At 39.2% G+C, this 18,521-nt stretch carries 12 protein-coding genes and 4 pseudogenes; 14 read left to right on the forward strand and 2 right to left on the reverse strand.

Annotated elements, in window-relative coordinates; translation table 11 throughout:
* The first annotated feature begins 50 nt into the window (after nt 1–50).
* Complete coding sequence (locus tag NR125_RS09805) at nt 51–1,565, forward strand: MDR family MFS transporter (RefSeq protein WP_256815218.1); 1,515 nt, start codon at nt 51–53, stop codon at nt 1,563–1,565.
* A 209-nt stretch (nt 1,566–1,774) separates the two neighbouring features.
* On the opposite strand, the gene NR125_RS09810 is transcribed toward NR125_RS09805, so the two are convergent.
* Nucleotides 1,775–2,215, reverse strand: coding sequence for an Lrp/AsnC family transcriptional regulator (locus tag NR125_RS09810; RefSeq protein ID WP_256815233.1), 441 nt, complete (start codon nt 2,213–2,215; stop codon nt 1,775–1,777).
* Nucleotides 2,216–2,337: 122 nt separating this feature from the next.
* Here NR125_RS09810 and NR125_RS09815 point away from each other — a divergent pair, with 122 nt between their 5' ends.
* The 10 genes and pseudogenes from NR125_RS09815 to NR125_RS09860 all read left to right on the forward strand — a co-directional run bounded on the left by NR125_RS09815 (nt 2,338) and on the right by NR125_RS09860 (nt 12,647).
* Complete coding sequence (locus tag NR125_RS09815) at nt 2,338–2,760, forward strand: carboxymuconolactone decarboxylase family protein (RefSeq protein WP_071157086.1); 423 nt, start codon at nt 2,338–2,340, stop codon at nt 2,758–2,760.
* Nucleotides 2,761–2,908: 148 nt separating this feature from the next.
* Nucleotides 2,909–3,076 carry a hypothetical protein gene (locus tag NR125_RS09820; protein ID WP_256815220.1) on the forward strand — a complete coding sequence of 56 codons (168 nt, stop codon included), beginning with the start codon at nt 2,909–2,911 and terminating at the stop codon, nt 3,074–3,076.
* A 31-nt stretch (nt 3,077–3,107) separates the two neighbouring features.
* Nucleotides 3,108–4,349, forward strand: a pseudogene (locus NR125_RS09825) (serine hydrolase domain-containing protein).
* Between the two features lie 449 nt (nt 4,350–4,798).
* Nucleotides 4,799–5,090: pseudogene (locus tag NR125_RS09830) on the forward strand (nucleoside/nucleotide kinase family protein); the annotation flags it as partial.
* Between the two features lie 159 nt (nt 5,091–5,249).
* Nucleotides 5,250–6,596 carry an NAD(P)/FAD-dependent oxidoreductase gene (locus tag NR125_RS09835; protein WP_009334008.1) on the forward strand — a complete coding sequence of 449 codons (1,347 nt, stop codon included), beginning with the start codon at nt 5,250–5,252 and terminating at the stop codon, nt 6,594–6,596.
* Between the two features lie 502 nt (nt 6,597–7,098).
* Nucleotides 7,099–7,902, forward strand: coding sequence for a hypothetical protein (locus tag NR125_RS09840; RefSeq protein WP_009334009.1), 804 nt, complete (start codon nt 7,099–7,101; stop codon nt 7,900–7,902).
* Nucleotides 7,903–8,140: 238 nt separating this feature from the next.
* Complete coding sequence (locus NR125_RS09845) at nt 8,141–8,563, forward strand: MarR family winged helix-turn-helix transcriptional regulator (protein WP_009334010.1); 423 nt, start codon at nt 8,141–8,143, stop codon at nt 8,561–8,563.
* The gene (locus tag NR125_RS09850) at nt 8,547–8,891 is read left to right on the forward strand and encodes a DUF3147 family protein (RefSeq protein WP_009334011.1); all 345 of its coding nucleotides are present in this window, start codon (nt 8,547–8,549) and stop codon (nt 8,889–8,891) included. Before NR125_RS09845 ends, NR125_RS09850 begins: the two co-directional genes overlap by 17 nt.
* A gap of 325 nt (nt 8,892–9,216) precedes the next feature.
* Nucleotides 9,217–9,651, forward strand: coding sequence for a VOC family protein (locus NR125_RS09855; protein ID WP_009334012.1), 435 nt, complete (start codon nt 9,217–9,219; stop codon nt 9,649–9,651).
* Nucleotides 9,652–10,884: 1,233 nt separating this feature from the next.
* Nucleotides 10,885–12,647 (forward strand): annotated as a pseudogene (locus NR125_RS09860) (Rieske (2Fe-2S) protein).
* A 301-nt stretch (nt 12,648–12,948) separates the two neighbouring features.
* Here NR125_RS09860 and NR125_RS29590 read toward each other — a convergent pair.
* Nucleotides 12,949–13,128 (reverse strand): annotated as a pseudogene (locus NR125_RS29590) (LysR family transcriptional regulator); the annotation flags it as partial.
* Between the two features lie 709 nt (nt 13,129–13,837).
* Between NR125_RS29590 and eutB the strand changes: the two are divergent.
* The 3 genes from eutB (at nt 13,838) to NR125_RS09875 (ending at nt 18,507) form a co-directional block, all read left to right on the forward strand.
* Entirely contained in the window at nt 13,838–14,839 is a 1,002-nt protein-coding gene (eutB, locus tag NR125_RS09865) for a hydroxyectoine utilization dehydratase EutB (RefSeq protein ID WP_256815221.1), read from the forward strand.
* Between the two features lie 396 nt (nt 14,840–15,235).
* Nucleotides 15,236–16,948: a PucR family transcriptional regulator gene (locus NR125_RS09870; RefSeq protein ID WP_019382097.1), complete on the forward strand. Its 1,713-nt coding sequence runs from the start codon at nt 15,236–15,238 to the stop codon at nt 16,946–16,948.
* A gap of 371 nt (nt 16,949–17,319) precedes the next feature.
* Nucleotides 17,320–18,507, forward strand: a complete 1,188-nt coding sequence (locus tag NR125_RS09875; protein ID WP_192908737.1) for a M24 family metallopeptidase — start codon at nt 17,320–17,322, stop codon at nt 18,505–18,507.
* Nucleotides 18,508–18,521: the final 14 nt, after the last annotated feature.

Below are 18,521 nucleotides of genomic sequence, written 5' to 3' on the forward strand. Positions count from 1 at the left end.
CAAAGTAAGTATAAAAGAGCCTTAATTTTAGAAAAAGCTAGGAGATATTTATGAAGCAGCTACAAAGTAGACAAAATCTGGTAGTAACAGGATTGTTGCTCTCTATTCTTATGGCTTCAATGGATAATACAATTGTTGCAACAGCTATGGGGACCATTGTTGGGGATTTAGGAGGGCTTGATAAGTTTATTTGGGTAACATCAGCTTATATGGTGGCTGAAATGGCAGGTATGCCGATATTTGGTAAACTTTCTGATATGTTTGGACGGAAACGTTTTTTTATGATGGGGTTAATCTTTTTTATGTTTGGGTCGATTCTTTGCGGAACTGCTCAGACCATTGAACAGCTTAGTGTTTACCGTGCTATACAGGGAATTGGCGGTGGTGCATTAATACCGATAACCTTCACCATTATAATCGATCTTTTCCCGCCTGGTAAGCGGGGAAAGATGAGCGGGCTATTCGGAGCTGTTTTTGGTTTATCAAGTATATTCGGTCCGTTGCTTGGAGCCTATATTACTGATTATATCAGCTGGCATTGGATATTCTATATCAATCTTCCAATTGGGGTTCTCTCATTAATGTTAATTGCTTTATTTTACAAAGAATCTCAGAAACGCAAGAAACAAAAAATTGATTGGATGGGATCGATTACATTAGTTGGAGCTATAGTATGTCTGCTATTTGCTCTAGAGCTTGGGGGCAATGAGTACACTTGGGACTCTACTGTAATTTTAAGTTTATTTACCGGATTTGCGATTTTATTTACAATGTTTTTTATTACGGAAAAAAGCGCTGAAGATCCTGTTATTTCTTTCTCTATGTTTAAAGATCGCCTTTTTGCTTCAAGCACGATGGTAGGCTTATTTTATGGGGTCTCCTTCATTGTAGGAATTGTGTATATACCGATCTTTATTCAGGGGGTAACAGGTGGCAGTGCAACAAATTCAGGTCTAATCCTACTTCCTATGATGCTGGGTGTGGTAGTGTCCTCACAAATAGGGGCAATGTCGGCTCCAAAACTCGGGTTTCGGAGTGTCATGCTCATTTTTTCCGTTATTTTGCTAATTGGGATGTATTTGCTAAGTACAGTTTCAGCGGAAACATCAAGATTTGTAATTACATTGTATATGATAATTATCGGATTAGGCACAGGAGCTTCTTTTTCTGTAATAAATATGGCAGCTATCCATAGATTTGGACCAGAAAGCCGAGGTTCAGCTACTTCAACAGTATCGTTTTTACGACAGCTAGGGATGAGTTTGGGAATTACCATTTATGGGATTATACAACGTTCCTATTTTTCATATAAAACGCATGAAATATCCAGTGGAAACAATCATTTGATTACTGGAGGAGCTCAAAATGATCCACGCTCTATTCTATCTGAGCAAGCACGTAAGACTATGCAAGAGCCATTACTGGATAAAATTATTAATGCCCTTGCAGAGTCAATAAGTTATACATTCACATGGGCTCTCATACCATCCGTATTGGCGTTGTTTTTCGTGTTTTTCTTGACAAATGACCGTATTTCTAGTGGCGACACTCAACAGGAAAACTAGCTTGACCTCATTCTCTTCCTATTCGTTCATGTATTGCAATATCATTAAATTAAAAAGTACTTTTTTGCGGCCATAAAAAGAAAGAGAGGAGGCCCTTAGGACCTCCTTTTCCATATATAATGGTTCACCACTATTAGTCCAGACTGTGTTGCGGATGCTTTTCTTATTGTGTTAACGAGTCAGATTAGTTAAATAGACTTGATTATTACCTATTGGGTACTCATTTTCAAATTGGTGTGGACCTCCGAAAAAATAAAATGTGTGACAGTACGGGCATACGGACTTACATTTTCAATAAACTCTTCTGCCTTTCTAAAAGTGTCGAATTGTATTTTTAGCATATAACAGGCATTTCCTGCAATCCGATAACAGAATTCTACATTTGGTAACTCCTCAATATATTTCCTAAAAGAGCTATAGTTCCCATTTTTAACAGTTGCTTCTATTATACATTGGATTGGAAGCCCTAATTTCTCATAATCCACTTCCAATGTGTACTTTTTAATTATTCCAAGTGATTCCATTTTCCTAACACGATCTGTAACTGATGGAGAAGATAAATTGATTTTTCTTCCAAGTGCGCTCATTGATAATCTGCTATCTTCGCTTAATACATCTATTATTTTCTTATCAATATCATCGATTTTCATATCAAATCTTATTTCCCTCATTTTCGTTAAATTTTTAATGAAATATTGAAAACTACATTTCAAACTTAATGTGAAGCGATGAAATAATTCGATATGATAAATAATACAAGGAGGGATTAATTATGGCAAGAATTGAGGAATCACAGTTCGGGGCGACCCCTTTCCAAAGACTTTTGGGACATAACAAGGAAATAATGATTATGTGGAGTCGACTGGGAAATGAGTTGGAGAAAGAAGGGAAGCTTACTGCTCATTTAAAAGAGCAAGTAAGAAGAACTCTTGCACAAAGTAGTGGTTGTGCATATTGCAAAGCAAAAGGAAAACCAGAACCTAATTTGTACGATGAAAAAATATCAATTGCGGTAGGATTTGCGGAGGTATTTATTAAACAAAAAGGGGATGTTCCAGATGCAATTTTTAAAGTGTTAAAAGAGTACATGTCTGACGGTGAAATTAGCGAGCTTTGTGCGTTTATCACTTTTGCAACTGCTTCACAATATTTTGGTGCCATTATGAAATTAGAAGCACAGGCAACTGATATATAACTCTTATTTCTCTCAGGTAAGGATTAACGCTTTTATTTTTATTTAAGAAAGCGGGGCAGGTTAGTGTTCAAAAGAGGATTGTTGAATATGGAATATGTATTTACTGCCGGAATATACATAATTAGGTAATGGGAAGGTGAGAGTTTAAATGGATAAGGCCAGTATTTTCACCCTGCTCGGCTCTAATGGGGCGGGCAAGACAACGGTTGTCAATGAAGTTTATTACGGAATAATGGTGACGTTAATTTTGATGAAAACGAGAATAAACGTCCAAATGAACAATTTGCTCTATGCTAAACGAAGGACATATCCATAGGCGGATAAAAAAGCAAAGAGAGGGAAACCAAATGAAAAACAGTTCAACGGTGCAAAACAACAACGGCTTCTCAGAAATAGGGCTGCGCAGAATGCGTAAGGTGCTGGCACGGTATGTCGATTCAGGGAAGGTTCCTGGGCTCGTCGCCCTAGTTAGCCGATACGGTGAGACGCACGTCGAAGCGATCGGAACAATGCGCCATGACGGTGGTGGGCCAATGTGCCGGGACACGATCTTCCGGATGGCGTCAACGTCCAAGCCAGTCGCGGTCGCGGCGGTGATGGTTTTGCTCGACGAGTGTAAGATACGGCTGGATGACCTAGTAGAGAAGTGGCTGCCTGAACTCGCAAATCGGCAGGTGCTGAAACGGCCCGACAGTCCGCTGGACGATACTGTGCCAGCACGGCGGCCGATTACCGTACGGGATCTGCTAACCTCCACGTTTGGGCTCGGCTTGGATTTCACGGCGCTGGGCACTCCGATCATGAACGCGATCCTCTAGAAGAATCTCGCGGCCAATGTACCGCCGATGCCCGATCCGGATGAGTGGATGCGCCGCCTTGGTTCACTTCCCTTGCAGTACCAGCCCGGAGAGCGCTGGCAATACAACATCAGCAACGATCTACTCGGCGTGCTCGTTGCTAGAGTCACTGGCCAGTCGTATGGAACATTCCTACGCGAACGCATCTTCGATCCGCTGGGCATGAAAGACACCGGTTTCTACTTGCACGAAAGCAAGATTGACCGGCTGCCGCCACTCTACGCCCCCGATCCGCAAACCGGAGAGTTCATCGTATGGGACGAGGCCAAGGGGGGACTCCATAGCCAGCCTCCGGCGTTCGAGAGCGGCGGTGGCGGACTTTCCTCCACCGTCGATGACTATCACGCCTACTTCCGGATGCTGCTGAACAAAGGGATGCACGGGAACAAACGAATTTTGTCCCGGGCCGCCGTTGAGCTGATGACTACCAACCGCCTTACACCCGAACAACAAGCGGTCCGAAACGAAATGGCCACCAACAACGTCCATATATCATTCGGCCAAGGGCAGCACGGTGGCTGGGGCATGGGGATGGCGGTGCGCACCTACCGTGGCGACTACGCGCCAATCGGCCAATTCGGCTGGGACGGAGGAAGCGGGACCTCGACCTACGCTGACCCGGAAAATCAGCTCATCGGAATCCTGCTCACCCAACTTGGGTCGACCGTTCCGGATCCGATGCATCTTATGCTAGACTTCTGGACCATGGTCTACCAGGCAATCGAAGACTGACACCGAGCCTGCGGTTCGTCGTTCGTTTAAAAAAAGGACGGTGAATCATCGACATTATTGGGGCAGAGCCTTGCCATGACAGGGAGTTGGTTGGATAAAGTGTAAACGGCCAAGATCATAGCCGCAAGTCCTTGGAAGTCTATAAAAGCTTGCAATCACCGATGCCCAGCAGTTATATAACGAGGTCATATAAATTATTCCCCATTTAATTACATCTAGATTGCGGGTGGTTTCAGCTTCGCTGATACTACCCCTTTTTAAGTTGAAAAAATAAATTGATATAAATGAAGCTTATTTTCCTCTCTATTTTTAAAATTTTTCGTTTTTTCATTATTTTACTTCTTCCATTACAAAGAAAAAAGACGTAACTGGAGCCGTTCTCCATTTAGATCAAGGCTTCCTGTATACGTCAAAGCTATACTGCAGACGATATTAGTTAAAACAAAGTAGGACTTTATCAGCGGCAGGATTGGGAAACGGATAGTTTAGCAGAATGGCATACTGTTCCCATTGGGGGAGTTGTCATACTAGAGGGTGTTTATTTTACTCGTAAAGAATTTGCTGAAATACTATATGGGTTGATTGTCCAAGAGAACTCAGGCATTCACGGGGACTTGAATGAGACGGGGAAGATGCTCGTGATATGTGGGAAAATAATAGAATGATTTCAGAAGACCTCTATATTGTGAAGAACATATACCTTCCGAAAGAGCAGACCTTCTTGTAAATGGGACTAAATAATTTTAAGAGGGTTATTAAAGCAAAGGTATCTGCATATTCAAAATAAGGAAACGATTATTCTAATCAATATTGAACTAACAGATTTTAAATTTCTTCCAATTCTATGCGGATAGTATACTATTTTTATTAAGTATTAATATTGATGGGAGTTGCAGTGATTTGTTACGAAGGGAAAAGGCTGTTATTATTGGCGGAGGTATTTCTGGAAAATTGGCTGCACGTGTACTGTCTGAAATTTTCCAAGAGGTAATTATTTTAGAACGTGATTCAGAACCACATGGACCTTTTCCTAGGAAAGGTGTACCACAAGGCGAGCATATCCATGCGCTTCTTTTTTCCGGTGCGAATGGTCTCGAAGAGCTGTTTCCTGGTATTACTGAGAAGTTTAACGCAAGCGGAGCTGTTAAAATCAATTCCACCCAAGACATTTCTTGGTTTCACCATGGGGTTTGGAAACTCCGCTATGTTGGAGACTACACAACCATTCTTCAAACACGCCCGCATCTAGAATGGCATATTGAACAATACTTTAAAAATATCCCAAACGTAACCATTCAGTACAGCCAAAACGTTCAAAACTTTATATATATTGAAGAAGAAAATCGAATTACTGGAATCGAAGTAATCAATGGCAGCAACTCCATAAGAACCATAAATGCGGACCTGATTGTAGATGCAAGCGGAGTAAACGGTCTTTCCTCAAGATGGCTAAACAAACGAGAAGTACATATTCCAGAGGAGACGGTTAAAATTGACTTAAGTTATTTTACAAAGACACTTCAACTCCCTGACAACCAAAACAGGGACTGGTCCATTAAACTTCTGTATCCAACCCCTCCCTTTGAAAAAATCGGCGGAGGCATTTCTAAGGTTGAGGGAAATCGTTTTTTAGTCACGTTTATGGGATATCATAACGAAATAAACGAAAAAGAAATACTGAAAAGTGACAACAGCTTTATAGACATAGCCAAAAAATTGCCAAAACTGGACATCTATCAAGAACTAAAGGTTGCCACTGCTTTATCCAGCACCTCTACCTACCGTGTACCGAATATCACTTGGAGAAGATTTGATAAGGTGAATAATTTTCCAAACGGTCTTTTAATGATCGGGGATACGATATGCCGAATCGATCCTTTTTTTGGGCAAGGCATGAGTATTGCAGTCATGGAAGCGCTAGCATTAAAAGAATTACTTGCGAACGAAACGTACACAAATCAAAAAATGATTGAAACCTTTCATCAAAAGGCTGTGAAAATCATTTCTCCTATTTGGAATATGGTTATAACAGAGGATTTTCGTTATCCGGAAACTATTGGGAAAAAGCCCGCAGGTCTTTCTATTCAGCAATGGTATGCGAAAAACATTTTTCTTTTATCATCTGAGGATAAAGATATATATAACTCATTTATTAAGGTTATGCACCTTCTTCGCCCGACTTCCACCTTGATGCATCCAAGAATTATAAAAAGTGTATTGAAGAGAAGATTTACAAATAATCGATAGAATTTTCTTCCAGAAATAAATTCTCAAATAAAAAAGAAACAAACGTTCTTATAATAAAAATTAACGCTTTCAAAAAATGGTTAAAAAATGCCCAACCCCTGGTATACACGGGGTTGGGCATTTTCCATAGTTAAGGTTAAGAAGGATTAACGCTTATTTATGAATTACGCTTATTTGTAAACAAGTTAAATGGATTTTACTGCCTCTCTGCTATCTTTATGGGATTATAGGGATTTTATTAACTACTAATGTACCCTTTAGTTTAGGTGCAACTGATGATCAAAATAACTAATGGTTATATTAAATAAAACAAGGTTGTCCTGCTTAAATTTCATTGTATAAGAAGAATAAGGTTGAACTGAAAATCACACCAAATTATTGTGTTATGTTATATTTATGTGGATTAAGAAATGGAAGGAGCATTATACATGTGTTGCTCATGCTGTCCAGTAGTTGATATATCCCTTTTCTAAAAGAAAATTATTGAAAAGGGGACTAAGATATGTTAATTCAAAAGAAGATTATTCAAAGTGTTAGAGATAAATGTATCCAAGATAAATCGGTTTCAGCGTGTATGATGTATGGGTCTTTTACTAAAGGTGAAGGCGATCAGTATTCTGATGTTGAGTTTTATATATTCATTGACGATGATAAGGTAGAGAATTTTAGCTCAAGACTTTGGATTTCTGAAATATATTCAGTTGACTTAATCTTTTACAATGATTATGGAACAGAGGTAGTGATTTTTTCAAATATGATTCGTGGAGAATTTCATTTTCTTCCTGAATCAGAAATAGAAATCATAAGAAGTTTTAAACCGACTGGTGTTTTCCCAGATACTGATTCTATGTATATTTATGACTCCACCAATCAGTTAAAGCCTTTACTTGATGATTTAGGTGGGGATGGACCAGACCGAATGACAGATGAGAATGTAAACTTTGCATTTAATAACTTCGTGAATACTTGGCTGATGGGTGTAAACGTAATGAAAAGAGGAGAGTTAGCACGTTCTTTAGAGGTTCTAACTCAGGTTCAAAAGTTTATATTACAATTAATAAGGGTCAAAGAACAAACAGTTGAGCGTTGGTTAAACAGTACAAAAAACTTGGAAGAAGATATAAGCACCGAGTCTTACAATGATTATGCTGCAATTACCTCAACATTAAAAGAAAAAGAGATTAAAAATGCTTATAAGAGTGCTTTGAAATTAGCAGAAAAACTAAATTATATATTGGCTGCACACTATAGGGTAGAAGTAAATAAAGATTTGATCAGTAAGCTGCACCAATATCTCAAGAAATAAAATCAAAGAAGTTCTCTGTTATGACCAGCGCATTTTTAATTAAAGAGCGCCATTCTTTAATAAGGTATGCTTTCCTTAATGAACTAACGAGTGCTTTGCTTTAATATTCTGGCTGCTAAAATGCAGCCTTTTCTTATTCAATTAACGAGGCAGGTTAGTAAAGAACTGTTGCTATAAATCCATTTATATCGTATTATAAGATATATTCTTAAATTACGATATAAGGAGAGGTAAGTTGATGAAAGAAATTGCACTTTTAAATCATCTTTGGACGGACATTTACTACCAATTACGTTATAACCACCAAGAAAAAATTCCTCACCAAAGCATACGCATTCTACAAGTTATTCAAAAAGAGGAAGAAGTAGGAATCAAAGAGATTGCGGAAGCTATTCAAGTGTCTCACAATACAGCTTCAGAGCATATTAAACGCTTATTTGAAAAAAAATATGTATTTAAAACCCGCAGCATAGAGGATGAGCGTAAGGTCATTTTAAGGCTTACCGATTTGGGAAGTGATGTATTGCACCGTCATTCCAGTCTCGATGAAGAAAAGCTAAAAAAAGTTCTATTCAAACAAATGAGTGCTGAAGAAAGGGAATTAATCTTAGAGGCATTTACACTATTACAGGAGAGAGCAAAAGATGTTCACAATAGTTAAAATACTTATTTCAGCCATTATAATTGGCGTTATTACAGAATTCTCCCGAAGATATCCTCAACAAGGTGGAGTCATTGCGGCTTTACCAATTGTCAGCCTTTTAAGTATTTTATGGCTATATACTCAGGGTGAACAAATGGACAAAATAAGTAAGTTTGCTATTGGTGTTGTGTGGGGGCTTCCTGGAACAGTAGTGATGTTGCTAATTATAGGAATAGCATTAAAACATTCCATTCATTTATTTGCTTCATTAGGTCTGGGAATTGCAGCTTGGCTAGTCTTATTTTTTGCTCAAGACCTAATAGTGAAACATATAAGCAGTTTGTGAAGAAATAAGCCTATCTAACGGGTTCAAGAGTTGAAGATCCAATGGGATCGGCAGCACTTTTTTTATTCGACTAACGGGGCAGGTTGGTTGAACAAACGTCATTAGCTTTTTTTCAATAATTGGCCAGATTCTGGTGCAACACAGTTAGCGTATTGTGCTTGAATTAGGAAGATATTATGAAAAAGTGGACTTAATGTAACGGACAGGATCATTGAAAATGGACATATATTCAGGGGTAACATATAGAATTTGTTATACTTAATTATATATTAGAAGAAAATGAAGTAAAGAATGTTTAATAACTAATAAAAGGAGTGTGATCATAATGGTAGGAGTAGAAATTGATTTGGTTGTTACAGATAGCTTAAAAGCATTGGAATTATACGAAAACATATTTGAGATCGAACGTATTGAGGTTTCAGATTTACCCAAAGGAACAAATGAAGCAGTATTTACCCTTTACGGCGTACGCTTTCACATGTTGGATGAGAATCCAGAATTTCAATTGATAGCACCATCCAAAGATGACCCTAAAACAATTTGGTTTAACGTTTCTGTCCCTGATATTAAGGAAACATATACAAAGGCAATGAGTTTGGGATGCACCGAGATACAACCGGTTGCTGATCTACCTGATTATGGAGTGTCAAATGCAATATTTATGGACTCTTTTGGTTATGTATGGATGCTTCACCAAATCCACAAAGTTGTAAGTCATGAAGAGCGTATACGACTTTGGGAGGAAAAAAGGAATCGTTAATATTAGATTATTAAAATCATTAACCTCTCAGGAGTAAAATCACGAATGTAAGGGCTATTTAATCACAAAAAGGCGTTTTTCTTTAGTAAGAAGAAGTCTTTTTTGTATGTTTCTACATAAAAAACTGTGAATATTTTCAACTTAAACTATATGGGCCATTATTTAAGAAGGGGAACTAAATTTCTAGTTAGAAAAAGGAATGTCATTAAAAGTGAGAAAGTCCTTTGGTTTTTCTAGAGTACAACTTAATTTCATTATGACACTATGCCAGGGCTGTCTGTGTGTCTTATAGAGTTAGTTGACATGAAAAAAGCATATTAATTGACCGGAACGCATGTTAACGATCCAAAAAGGGAACGTAAAAAAGAGCGAATTGTGCTATCAAGAGTGTGGGGAACACCAGAAAAGCTTTTTAGACGTACGCGAGCTCACACTCAAATTTTGAAGAGCTAGTTGTCCACATTTCGCAATACATTTGCTGCTCATTTAACATGGAAGGGCATGTCGTTAGTATGTATAAACGTTCTATTTGGACATAACGGCCCGCACAATTACAGTTGCTATATCATGAAGCAAGAAAAGATTTGTATGACCAATGGATTTAAAATAATGGAAAAAATGTTCGTATAATACAAATTAACGCAGTCATAAATTTGACTTAGCAAACGACCAAACCCTTGGTGTATAAGGGTTTGGTCGTTTTTATAATTATATCATATTTAGCATTAAGAAGGATTAAAGCTTGTTTTGGATGTTTCTTCAAGTATCCAGGCAATTAATGAGAAAATTTATTCTCATTATTTTTGTTAAATAAATAAGCAAAGCTTAAGGGTTTTATTTGAAAAACCAGCATGGACATGAGAGTTAAGAAATAGAAAATGAAATAGAGCCATCTGTCTTGCAAAGCAAAAGATATGAAGGAAAGGCGGCTTTCTGTTAATTAAACTTTTCTATTTTATCGTTATTATGAATTGCTTCCGTTCAGCATTCAATGCAGTGATTTAATAACAGCATGGAAGCTCGATAACTTGCATTGTTTTTAAGTTCTTCAATCTGGTTATGTTAATCCAACTCTTTTGGGGATTATCTTTCAGCCTTTTGGATGAGAAAAGTCCACACTTATGAAGGATTACTGTATTCCATCCATAATATAAAGTAGTAGATAACAATTTTTATACGGCCTCTATCCTTATCCAGAGGGTCCATTGAAATTCATTTTTGGGAGTGATACCATTGTCAGAATTGATTTATGCAGGTTCATTAAAGACGCTTGAAGATGAAGGTGCAAAGGTAATTAAAGGCGGAAGTCATGCAATTGCAGTATTTGTTTACGAAAAACAAGTCTATGCGGTGGATAACCGTTGTCCGCATATGGGCTTTCCCCTCCATACAGGAAGCCTATGTGATGGGATTTTGACTTGTCACTGGCATCATGCTCGCTTTGATATAAAAAGTGGTGGAACCTTGGATCCATGGGCAGATGATGTCCCTACTTATCCTGTCGAGATTAAGGAAAATGAGGTTTGGGTTTACCCGGTCCCTTTTAATAAGGTGACAATCGAAAAATTGAGGCAGCGATTACGGGATGGCCTTGAGCAAAATATTAGTCTTGTCATCGCAAAATCGGTTGTCGGATTGATGGAAGCTGGTTTTCCGGCGACTGAGATTGCAAAGATCGGCGTCGAATTCGGAACGACACATCGGAGGAGCGGATGGGGTTCTGGGTTAACGATTTTAACAGCCATGACAAATGTATTGCCTAAATTGGATAAAACCGCACAGGTTTTAGCGTTGTTCCAAGGCCTGGTTCATGTTGCACGGGAAAGCTCTGGAATGGGAACACGCTTTTTGCTTGGATCCCTTCCTGTATCAAATGAAAAGAATGCCCAATCATTCGAACAATTATCAGAATGGTATCGTCATTGTGTGGAGGTGCGTGATTCACAGGGAGCCGAGCGGGTGCTATTGACCGCGATAGAATTGGGATTCTCGAACGAGAAGCTTGCTGACATGATGTGACAGCGGTCACGGATCATTTTTATGTAAATACTGGTCATACTCTTGATTTTCATAATAAAGCATTCGAGATTTTAAATCAGATTGGTTTTGAGCATCGGCCCTATGTACTGTCATCATTGTTACCTGGTATCGGTGATGTTGCCCGCAGTGAAGAATCCCATAGCTGGCAATCACCTGTGAACTTGGTCAAGCCATTAATGGAGGCGTTCCCGAAATTACCTGATATCCTTGCTAATGTTTCGTCACGAAGCGACGCTGATATCGATGAAGCAACATTGGTTGAACAAATTTTATCAGATGACCCTATAAAAACGATAAATACGATGTTGGATGCACTTAAAAACGGCGTCCCCCCTTCCCGTTTGGCCCAGATCGTAACTTTAGCGGCTGCTGATCGGATTTCCCGTTTTCATGTACAAAATGATTTCAGGGATTGGATTACTGTGCTTCATACTTTTACTCACGCACATGCGGTACATGAATCGTTACGCCGCTCTACTACACCTGAATTGACCCGAGCTGTTTTCCATGGAGCAATGAGTGTGTATCTTGATCGTTTTCTCAATACTCCATCTGCAAGAAGGCCGGAACCAAAGAATGTGGAAACTGAACCGCAGAATCCTTCAGAATTATTGGAGATGATGAATCAACAGCAACAGGTTGCAGAATCAGCGAGATGGGTAGTGAATTACCTGGCACGTGGTGGTGATAAAAGCGAACTCTTCAATACGCTCGGGCACGCTTTACTAAGAGAGGATGCAGAGTTTCATTCATTTCAAATGTATGAAGCAGCAATGATCGAACATGATCATTGGGAAAAAGAGGATTCCGGGTTTGCTAGATATGCACAGGAAACTTTGATCCTCGCAGTAACACGTTATCTGGCAGGCCATGCCCCAACAGCCAGAGAAATGCCGCATACAGCACAAATTGCAATGCGCCTCCACAGAGGAGAAAAATTATTTGAAGATGAATGATCGATTGAGGACTATTCCTGCTTAAGAGAAAGTAATAAGCTGCGTACAATGCCCGGAATAGCAAGCAGGCTATTACCCGGCAAGCTCGCCAAGGCGATGATCAAGATTTTTAAGCAGACCATAATTGTTATTTTTCTTTATGAAGGAATATCCTTACAGTTAGCATTTATATATTTTATGTTGATTTGTTGCTGTTTTTGGCGCATTGATGTACTGGTCAATAACCCAGGTAAAACCCTATGAAAGCATCCACAAGGGGGAGATTGTGAATAAATAATAGATAATTTTTTAGTAGATAATCCTATAAATCTGATAATGAACTTGCAAATTTCCTTGTAATTCTTTTAAAAACATTTCAGCTGCAGCGGAAAAAACCTGATGCTTTTTTCCAAACAATATTTTAGCCAGATTCAAGTCTTGGATCTAGCGGCCGAAAACAAAGGTTACTATCACTAGATGTATTAACTATTTTATCTAGTGAATGGGAGCATGTGAGAAACGCAGTTCATAAGATTTTTAGGAAGGAAAGCCTGGAGATGTAATGTGCACTATATGGTAAAAGGTGGGGTTCGATATCTATTTAACTATGTCTTCAAGTAGTCAAATGTCCAAAAGCTGCTCCTTACAGGTTAATTTAATGCAATCATAGGAGGGTGAAATCCTGCTAATAAGCGAGTATTCGTGAGAAAATTGTATCAAACTGAGGGAGTCTAAGTACAATTTCTATTAAATCATAGAAAAAAGCCGATTTTAGATAAAACCGGCTTTTTTCATTGCACATTCAAATTATAATTTATTAAACCATTCATTACTGACAGGCTCTAATAATTAGGATAATGCTGATAAAAAGGTGGTGATTGAAACTAAATAGGGAATTTAATTGCAGGAAATGGTATAGATCTTATGGATTTAATGTAAGCGATGTGAGCAAAGACAAAATTGATGATGGAAAGATAACTTACTGCTCTAACAGCGTCCTATTTAAAATGGAGTAAAAATGGAGCTTATTGATAATCACTCCTTAACTATGGTTAAGTTAATAGAGTTTTCAACAGTGTTATAAAATTTGTATGAAAAAATCTCCCCTTTTATAAGCACTTTGGACAATTGAATTATCTGAAATATCGAACTATTATTGATTCAAGAAACTCTTTTATGGAGGGGAACAAACATTGGTGCATTCAAAATGTATGAAGGAAAGAAAAGATATTTCCATCCGCGATATTTGGGAAGCAAAGAAACGAATTTCTTCCATGATATATAAGACTCCATTGATTCAATCAGCAGTCCTGTCCGAAAAAATGGGCAGGAGGGTCTTTTTGAAACTGGAGAATGTTCAAGAAATTGGCGCATTTAAAGTCAGAGGGGCAGCGAATAAAATTTTGAGTTTAAGCACTGAAGCGAGAGGACGGGGCATTGCTACATATTCAACGGGAAACCATGGGCTGGCTGTTGCGTATGTGGCAAAAAAGCTTGGAATTGAGGCAGTTGTATGCTTATCTAACCGTGTCCCTAGAGCTAAGGTCGACTCATTAAAAAGGCTGGGAGCCAAAATAGAAATTTACGGTGACAGCCAGGATGCCGCCGGGGAAAGATGCTATCAGCTGGAGAGGAAGGAAGGACTGACTGTGATTCAGCCGTTCGATGATCCTTATGTGATTGCCGGACAGGGAACGATTGGTTTGGAACTTTTGGAGGAGCTTCCGAATCTAACAGATGTGATTGTCCCCCTTTCAGGCGGCGGGCTTCTTTCAGGGGTTGGGCTTGCGGTAAAATCAAATGACAGGGGGATAAGGGTTTCAGGTGTTTGTATGGAAAAATCTGCTGTAATGTATGAGAGTTTAAAAGCAGGGAAACCGGTATTGCTTGAAGAGAGTGAGACTCTTGCTGACAGCTTGCTGGGCGGAATTGGTCAGGATAACAGCTACACCTTCCGTATAGTTCAAGAATACATGGATAACGCTTATCTGATTTCCGAAGAGGAGATTGCATACAGCATGGCTTTTATGATAGATAAGCACAGAATGATTATGGAGGGAGCGGCAGCTACTGGAGTTGCAGCGGTTTTAGGCGGGAAAATTCCCCGACAAGAGGGGGACGTTGCTGTAATCATCAGCGGGCATAATGTCGATCTTTCTGTCATTCATCGGGTAATTCAAGAGTATGCCATCTGTAATGAAGATTGGGAATGAATGTCTGAATTGATTGTATTATGTATATTCGGGTGAAGGAGGTACCGAAAGATGCCAGTTATGGCATTTTAATTATATAAGTGCCAAAGAAGTTATCACTATTTAATGCCGCTGCATTCAAGAAAGCTTAGCTTAAAGCTTTGGCTATAGTAAAAAAATCGGTGGCATTGGCTTATTTTAAGTCTTTATATAATGACTAATCCAGGTTTCCCCGAGCCATTTTGGCAAAGTAAAGCACTGGTCCCCATGATATGGAAATATACTGAAATTATTATATTAATAGAATATAAACTAGAAAAGTGTAAAATTAATAGTAGACGTTGCTATCTGAATATGGTTTCCTATAATAAAAGTCTTCGATCTTTCTAATCTTAAGGTATTCAGAGGGGAGCCAACATGAGATTAACAGTTAAAGATGTACTAAAATATAAGATTCTCAATAGTGCCAAGATTGTTACGGGAAAGGAATATGCTGAAAAACGGCATATCCAGTGGATTTCAGCCATCGAAATGCCGGTGGAAAACTTTGTCCGAAAAAATGAAGCGGTATTGACGACAGGGATTGGCTGCGGGGATGACTCTGAAGCTTTTAAAGTGTTTGTTCAGGATGTGATCGACTCCGACGCTTCCGCCCTGATGGTGGCTTTGGGAAGATACATTTTCGATATTCCCACTGAGGTAATAGAATTGGCCGAAAAGAATAATTTTATTATTATTGTGATTCCATGGGAAATCCGCTTTTCCAGTATTATCGAATCGGTCATGAAAGAGATTAATGATATCGAATATAAAGAACGTGAAAAATCGGAAAAGGTTCAGCAGGAGCTTCTTAAGCTCATTCTAAAAAACACCGACCTGAAAGAAATCTCAAAATTCGTTGAAAAGCATATTGGTTACCCGATTGCCATTACAGACCGATCCGGCACCCTTCAAAAAAAAAGCATCCACACACAAGCCTTTATAAAGGAGTGGAAAAAATATGTCCTGCAAGGAATTCTTCCATCAAGGACAGAAAGCACTCTATTAAAAGGAGACCCCATGTTTCAAAAGTTCCAAATGGTTAAGATAGGAAACCGGTTTGTTTTTCAGATTCCGGTCCTCCAGGTAGCCGACAATCCACAAGGTTATATTTTTGTATTGGTTCCTGATTCCGAATCAATCGAATCCTTTCTCACTCTTTTTCGAGTTAACGTGTTAGAGCATGCTGCAACTACGATTGCTCTTTGGCTTTCAAGGAGAAATGCCATTGAAGAGACAAAAATGCGCCTTCGCAGCGATTTTGTCCATGAACTTTCTAAAGGTGAATTCTTATCACTTGACCAAGCCGATTCAAGGGCAAAATTGCTGGGATATAATCTTAAACTCCCATATGTGTGTATTGTAGGTTATCCGGAAAATATGAAAATACTATTCCAAAAACGCAAACAGGACTATGATTCATATGAACATTGGCTTGAAAGCATGATTCAATATATCGAGGAAGAAATCTACTATGCTGCCCAGTCCCTTAAAAAGGACATGCTGATGACCTATCAGGGTGAACAGCTTGTCATTTTCCTGGAAACTCCGGGGGTAAAGGAAAATGAAAACGCCACAAATTTCCTTGATCTTGTAGAACGGCGCCTGGGAAATTTGCTTCCTGAAGTTATCATATCCTGGGGTATCGGCAATGCTTTTGAAGGAATTTTAGGATTTGGGGAAAGCTTTCGTCATGCAAGCACTGCTTTAAGCATCGGGCGGCGGAAAAAGGGTTCCGGACAGCGAATGATGTATGAGCAAACAAGAGTGGACAGGGTGCTATTAAATATGGCCGGCAATAATGAGATGAAAGAAATCATTATGTCAACTATTGAGCCTCTTGTACAATATGATGAGCAGCGGCATATGGATTTGATCGGCACTTTCATCGCCTATAATCAGTTTCATGGAAATGTAAGTCAGACAGCGAGATCGCTAAATCTTCACCGGCAGTCCCTGCTGTACCGGCTAAGGAAGATTGAATCTTTGACTGGTTTATCCCTTATTGATCCGGATGATTTATTTCTTTTGGATCTAAGCATAAAAATTTGGAAAATAGGAGAACATGCCGTTATGGCAGGTCAAAATTAATTTTATTGAAAAATGGAGAGCTGTGGGAAAAATCCTTTAGGGATTCTCCCGCAGTTTTTTTTTGATCTTCATAAACCTCGGATTTCTGTCCTTCCCAGGATCCCTGTAGCTATTGATCTCCCTTTGACCGGAGAATCACGAACCATCCTCTCCTATCATTTAAATGCAACTCATTATAACGATTAGTCTATTTTAAGACAATATTTTTTACTGACCTTTTAAATCATTTGAATTCTTAATTTTTCGATAACTTGACTAAAATAAAATTTGAATTTTCATACAACTTTACGGATGATAGATTACTTACTCTGACTCTATAATTAACCTATAAACAGAAATTAAATACTGGTTTGGTAGGAGGGAGCGCCACCATGTCATTTGGAACAGCAGAGTATAAAGAGAGAATCTTGAAAACAAGAGAAAGAATGGCAGCAGAGGGGATTGAAGTATTGCTTATTACGGATCCCGCTAATATGAATTATTTATCCGGTTACGACGGATGGTCCTTCTATGTTCATCAAATGCTTGTCATCATCATTGATGAGGAACAGCCGATCTGGATTGGCAGGGGGCAGGATGCAAATGGAGCCAAAGTAACAACATGGCTTTATCATGAAAATATTATTCCCTACCCTGACGATTATGTACAATCTGAAACCAGGCATCCAATGGATTTTGTGGCAGAAATCTTAAAGCAAATCGGACAGCAAAACCGTTTCATTGGTGTTGAGATGGATAACTATTATTTTACTGCAAAATGTTATGAGCAGCTGAAAAAAGGACTTCCAAATGCCAGTTTCCGGGATGCATCCCTGCTGGTAAACTGGGTCCGCATAATAAAGTCCGATACAGAGATCGAGTATATGAAAAGAGCAGCTAAAATTGTGGAGAAAACAATGGCAGCGGGAATTGAACTGGTTAATGAAGGCGTACGTGAATGTGATGTGGCAGCGAAAATCTTTCATACACAAATAACAGGAACGGATGAATTCGGCGGGGACTACCCGGCAATCATGCCGCTTCTCCCATCTGGAGAAAGAACTTCTACTCCGCACTTAACCTGGACGGACCAGCGATATAAATCAGGCGAGCTAGTGATCCTGGAACTGGCCGGATGCTATAAGCGTTACCATTCCCCTCTTGCCAGAACCGTCCATATCGGCCAGCCCTCCGAAAAAATTAAATCACTTTCGGAAGTAGTTGTCGAGGGATTGAACGCTTGTCTGGGTATGATTAAGCCAGGGATTGCCTGCGAAGAAATTGAGGAAGCATGGAGAAAATCGATTGAAAAAAGCGGAATTATAAAGGAATCGCGCCTGGGATATTCCATGGGTCTGAACTATCCTCCAGATTGGGGTGAGCATACAGCGAGCATCCGCAAAGGAGACAAAACCATCCTTCAGCCCAATATGACATTCCATTTGATCCCGGGTATCTGGCTTGATCAATACGGTTTCGAAGCAAGTGAATCATTCAGGGTAACCGAAAATGGATGCGAAACATTTGCAGAACTCCCAAGGCACTTATATATAAAAGAAGCATCACTTTCAAAAATTTAGGAGGTGAACCGGAA

The organism is Cytobacillus sp. Bac17 (assembly GCF_024519925.1).
In the GTDB taxonomy this organism is placed as follows: Bacteria; Bacillota; Bacilli; order Bacillales; family Cytobacillaceae; genus Cytobacillus; species Cytobacillus pseudoceanisediminis.